This window comes from Bartonella sp. CR127HXZ (genome assembly GCF_042194555.1).
Taxonomy (GTDB): domain Bacteria; phylum Pseudomonadota; class Alphaproteobacteria; order Rhizobiales; family Rhizobiaceae; genus Bartonella; species Bartonella grahamii.
The window spans coordinates 1-4,644 of record NZ_JBHIMZ010000037.1; the positions used below are offsets into that span (position 1 = coordinate 1).

Below are 4,644 nucleotides of genomic sequence, written 5' to 3' on the forward strand. Positions count from 1 at the left end.
AGTGATGATGATTATTTTCGTGATGAGTATGAGGATGTTGCGTAAATAAAATAGCAGGTGCGGGGGGCGCCTGCTTTCAGAGAGCAATGTAAAAACAAAGGTATTAAAATTTCCATTAAACTCAATAAAACATGGAACATAACTGAAATTATAGGTGTTGGAAATGCTCAATCATGATGATATCGAAAGTGTTGAATTTTGTTTTACTGTAAATGGTAAAAAAATAAAATTTGATAAAGAGACTAATGATAAATTAAAGGAAAATATAGATTGGGAGAAATTTTTATCGCAATTATTCGTTGATAAAGAATAATAAGCCCTCTGGGACAAATGCATGTATTTTATAGGGGATATAAAAATGCCAAAAATTTTTATTGTATATAATAATCATACTATTTTAGAACAAACTGAACGTATTCTTTTTAAGCTTGGATTGGAACCATACGTTCTGAAATTTGGTAGTGATGATTTAATTACTATTGAGGATTTTAAACAAGAAATTAGTATGCAAACTAATTCTCCAAAATTTGGTATTGTGTTACTTACTCCCGATGAGATTGGCTATGCAAAATCTGCTGATAAAAAAGACGCACAACCGCGCGCTAATCAAAATGTTATTTTTAAAATGGGTATGTTGTTTCCTATAATTTCTTGCAGAAATATTGCTATTTTAAAAAAACGAGATGTTGAAGTACCTTTAGATTATGAAGGGATTAATTATATTCCTTTTAATGAACACGTAAAAGAGACTCTCCCAAAACTTATTGAACTATTAAACACAGCCGGATTCAATTTAGATACAGTTAACTACTGAATTTTTTTCTTTGCATGAAGTATAAGCAAGATACGCACAGTGTCATTTGAAGCGTCATAAATTGCAATATCAGAAAAAACGATCATTTTTTATGAATGAAAATTGTATATTTAATTCCTATTTTTTCTATGCAATAATATATCAGTTTTAATCAAAAATAACCTTTTTACTGAAAATGCCAAAATTTTATGCTTATTTACGTGTTTCTCGTGATGGACAAGATACAGAAAATCAAAAATTTGGATTGTTAGAATACGCTAATAAAAATGGCTTTGCACCACTTCATATTGAAGAAGAAATTGCAAGTAGAGGAAAAGATTGGCGCAAGCGTAAGCTTGGTGTTTTAATTAAAAAAGCAGAACGAGGAGATGTATTATTAACTCCTGAATTTTCTCGTATAGCTGGTTCTTCTCTTGCTGTCCTAGAAATTCTCAAAGCAGCCAGTGAACGTGGTTTAATTGTGCATATAACGAAACAAAACCTTATCATGGATGGAAGTTTACAAAGCGATATCATTGCAAACGTATTGGGTATGGTATCACAAATTGAACGGCATTTAATTCAAACACGCACAAAAGAAGCCTTAAATGTTGCTCGTCAACGAGGAATAAAACTTGGCCGGCCAAAAGGAAGTAAAGCTACGCAATTAAAGCTGGACAATCATATTGATGAAATTCAAGCATTTATAAATGTTGGTTTATCACAGAGCCGTATTGCTAAGACATTAGGAGTTAGTGTGAACACCTTACGTTTATTTATTGAACGTAAAAACATCAAGCTTACAAAAACAAAGCCTATCATTACCATGCCAAGAACATTGGAAAATTAAGATAAACTGCGCCAAGTTGATAGTTCTTTTCCATGACGTGATGCATTGAAGTATGTTTATTATTTACGTACAAAATACGTACTAAATAAATAATATTTATTTAGTAAATAAGAAATATTTTAATACCTGTAATTACTATGTGTTCAACAAAAGGTGGTGTTTGAAAATCCATATCTATAGCTTATTCTTTTATAGGTATTAGCTCACTCATTAAGAAAGGAGTTTTACTGATTTCCCGTTTTTCTTTAACAGGTCGATTGCTAATTTATCAAACGAAACAAATATCTCGCCACCTAGCCAATTACCTTCATAAGCTATAATTCCATCAGCAAAATCACCACCAGCCTCTAGAATAGCAAGCCCTACTTCAACAGCTGGTCTATTCATTACTATATTACTGGTTGCTAGCAGATCGCGTAACATTCCAGCTACATCTTCTTTTGATAGTCTTGCACCTCGTCGAAGTATCCAAACAAGTTCGCATAGACAAGGTAGAGAAATAGCTATGAGAGAAGCTTCTCTTAAAATCTTACTTGCTACCTCCCCTTGCTTTTTATCATCTTGTAAAACAGCACGAGCCAGAACATTTGTATCTACAGAAATCTTCATTTTTTCCCAGCCCAACTAGAAGCTGTAATTTCGTTCATTTCTTCAATGGTTAGAGGTTTTTTTAGTTTTCCAGAAAATCGTCCAATAAAGCTCTCAATAGTGCTTGTAGGCTGTGACGCTTTTATACGAAGTTCACCACCTGGTAACTTATCAAAGTCAATCTTCTCACCTGGTTTAACACCAAGGTGCTGTAGTAAATCCCGCTTTAGCGTAATTTGTCCTTTTGCTGTAACTGTTAATGAAGACATAAAAAATTCCTCTTACTATATAATTATCTAATATACATAAAAGTAATGTAAAAATCAATTACTCACAAGAAACGGAATTGTGAAATAAACTCGTTTGCATACTGGAATGTGCACACCCGATTATACCTGATTTGAAATTAACAAGATATAAATATTTATTACGTATTTTGTATGTAAATAATAAATATTTACAAAATAAATAATTATTATTTATAATTTTAATAAATACGTAATAAATAAATGGTATTTATTTGGTGTTTATTCATTGAATAAGGAATATCTTAATGCCTGTAATTACTATGTGTTCAACAAAAGGTGGTGTTGGAAAATCCACAATGGCATTAGTATTAGCTAACGTTTTTGCTAAAGCCGGATCTAAGGTGAAATTAATTGATGCAGACCCAAATCAACCACTTGTGACATGGATGAAAAGATCTGTAGATACAATGCCCCAAAATATAGAAGTTTCTGGAAATGTTACAGAACAGAATATTGTTTCTTGCATTGATGATGCTGTAGAACAGTTTCCATTTGTTATTGTTGATCTTGAAGGTTCTGCTAATCTTGCGGCTTCTTTTGCTATAGGGAGAGCGGATTTAGTTTTGGTTCCTATGAGAAAAAAACAACTTGATGGAGATCAGATAGGAAAGATCATTGCTTTAATAAAACAACAGAGTCAGTTTTTTAAAAGAGAAATACCTTTTCGTATCGTATTTTCTATGACTAATACCTTAAACAGTCGCGAAGGACAGCATATAGAAAAAACGTTAGAAAAAGCTAACCTTCCTATTTTACCTGCTTCATTAACTGAAAGAGGAGCTTTTAGTGCTCTTTTTCAGATAGGGGGGTCTCTCTTTGATTTAGCATCTTCTGATGTGAATAATCCTCAAGCAGCACAAGAAAATGCAACGGTTTTTGCTAACGCTGTTGTGAAGGTATTGGATAATGAAAATTTATTAAAGGACAAAGTAGCATGACAAAAAGAGCTGAAATTGTATTACCGGATCTTCAAAATTTAAAACCGTTTACAAAAGCACAAAAAGTAGATGAACAAGAATTAGGTAAGATAGGTCAAAATAATGGTTTTACGACACGTCATAGTGTAGAAACAAAACGTGGTAGTGGACGTAGAAGACGTAGTTTAAAAACAGCACGATTAACACTTGCACTTGAACCAGAAGTAAGAGACAGTTTTTGGTCTTTAGCAGACGAACTTAATGAAGATGGTGGTGATTTTCTTAATCGTCTTATTGAAAATTACGTAAATAACAATTACACACAAAATAAACGATGATTATTTATTATTTACGTACAAAATACGTAATAAATATTTAAAATCTTCTTATGAAGAGAGAAGATAGCTGTATGTAATATAATTTAAAAAGCGTTCTTCTATTCGGAAACCAACCACAAAATTGCTTTCTGTTTTTTATGTTTTAGTTGCCTAAAACCTTTTAAAAGGACGTATTCTTCTTTAGAATGAAGTCCTTCATTATAAGGGTAAGAAATATTTCTTTTTTGTGAAATATCGGTATAAAAAAAGGAGATATGAACATCTAGTATGTTAGCGATTTCCTGCAAACGCCCAGCTCCTACACGATTTGAGCCGTTTTCATATTTTTGGATTTGTTGGAAGCTTACTCCTAATTTTTTTCCTAATTCTGTCTGAGAAATTCCCATGTACTTTCTTCTATAGCGAATTTTTTCTCCTACAGAAACGTCATTTAAATGTGGAGTTTTTTTTTGCACTTTAAATTCCCCCCCTACCGGGTGCGAGCGCCCTCGCATTAGTATTCCGGGAGTAATAAAGTACTGAGTTCGAGTCAGCTTTTTGCTTTTAGTGCTAAGAAGCACTTGGACATAACAAAAACTCCCGGAATTCCGGGTGACCACATAGTGGCTAATTTTTACTCTCGAACTTAGGGCTTTATTTCCCTTTTGATCGCTGCGTAGACGACCAAAATATTTCTTAAGTGATAAAACAATTTCAGGAGATTGGCAAATAAAAATAGTTTTTATTTATAAACTTTATTTTAAATGAGAGGCTATCCGCCTCTCAAACTCTCCGGAACGCTCACCAAAATCATGACATCAGACCCGCGTTTAATGAGAGGACTAACAAGTCTTGGTTCTTAGTGTCAAGG

Annotated in this window: 8 protein-coding genes; 5 read left to right on the forward strand and 3 right to left on the reverse strand. The window is 32.9% G+C overall.

Translation table 11 applies throughout. The annotated features are described in order from the left end of the window. Positions 1-163: 163 nt before the first annotated feature. The 3 genes from ACFIKY_RS08795 (at position 164) to ACFIKY_RS08805 (ending at position 1,643) form a co-directional block, all read left to right on the forward strand. Positions 164-313, forward strand: a complete 150-nt coding sequence (locus ACFIKY_RS08795; RefSeq protein ID WP_375612426.1) for a hypothetical protein — start codon at positions 164-166, stop codon at positions 311-313. Between the two features lie 45 nt (positions 314-358). Then, positions 359-814, forward strand: coding sequence for a TIR domain-containing protein (locus ACFIKY_RS08800; RefSeq protein ID WP_375647806.1), 456 nt, complete (start codon positions 359-361; stop codon positions 812-814). A 175-nt stretch (positions 815-989) separates the two neighbouring features. Continuing rightward, the gene (locus ACFIKY_RS08805; protein ID WP_375647807.1) at positions 990-1,643 is read left to right on the forward strand and encodes a recombinase family protein; all 654 of its coding nucleotides are present in this window, start codon (positions 990-992) and stop codon (positions 1,641-1,643) included. Positions 1,644-1,853: 210 nt separating this feature from the next. Here ACFIKY_RS08805 and ACFIKY_RS08810 read toward each other — a convergent pair whose 3' ends face one another. Both ACFIKY_RS08810 and ACFIKY_RS08815 read right to left on the reverse strand, forming a co-directional pair. Then, positions 1,854-2,252 carry a type II toxin-antitoxin system VapC family toxin gene (locus tag ACFIKY_RS08810; protein ID WP_375647808.1) on the reverse strand — a complete coding sequence of 133 codons (399 nt, stop codon included), beginning with the start codon at positions 2,250-2,252 and terminating at the stop codon, positions 1,854-1,856. Further along, a complete protein-coding gene (locus ACFIKY_RS08815) occupies positions 2,249-2,500 on the reverse strand; it encodes a hypothetical protein (RefSeq protein WP_004857201.1) in 252 nt (83 codons plus the stop codon). The genes ACFIKY_RS08810 and ACFIKY_RS08815 overlap by 4 nt, the downstream gene beginning before the upstream one ends. Positions 2,501-2,784: 284 nt before the next feature. Between ACFIKY_RS08815 and ACFIKY_RS08820 the strand changes: the two genes are divergently transcribed. Both ACFIKY_RS08820 and ACFIKY_RS08825 read left to right on the forward strand, forming a co-directional pair. After that, the gene (locus tag ACFIKY_RS08820; protein WP_375618681.1) at positions 2,785-3,477 is read left to right on the forward strand and encodes an AAA family ATPase; all 693 of its coding nucleotides are present in this window, start codon (positions 2,785-2,787) and stop codon (positions 3,475-3,477) included. Further along, positions 3,474-3,794, forward strand: coding sequence for a hypothetical protein (locus ACFIKY_RS08825; protein WP_375630656.1), 321 nt, complete (start codon positions 3,474-3,476; stop codon positions 3,792-3,794). The genes ACFIKY_RS08820 and ACFIKY_RS08825 overlap by 4 nt, the downstream gene beginning before the upstream one ends. A gap of 98 nt (positions 3,795-3,892) precedes the next feature. On the opposite strand, the gene ACFIKY_RS08830 is transcribed toward ACFIKY_RS08825, so the two are convergent. After that, complete coding sequence (locus ACFIKY_RS08830; protein WP_375647810.1) at positions 3,893-4,249, reverse strand: helix-turn-helix domain-containing protein; 357 nt, start codon at positions 4,247-4,249, stop codon at positions 3,893-3,895. Positions 4,250-4,644 lie beyond the last annotated feature (395 nt).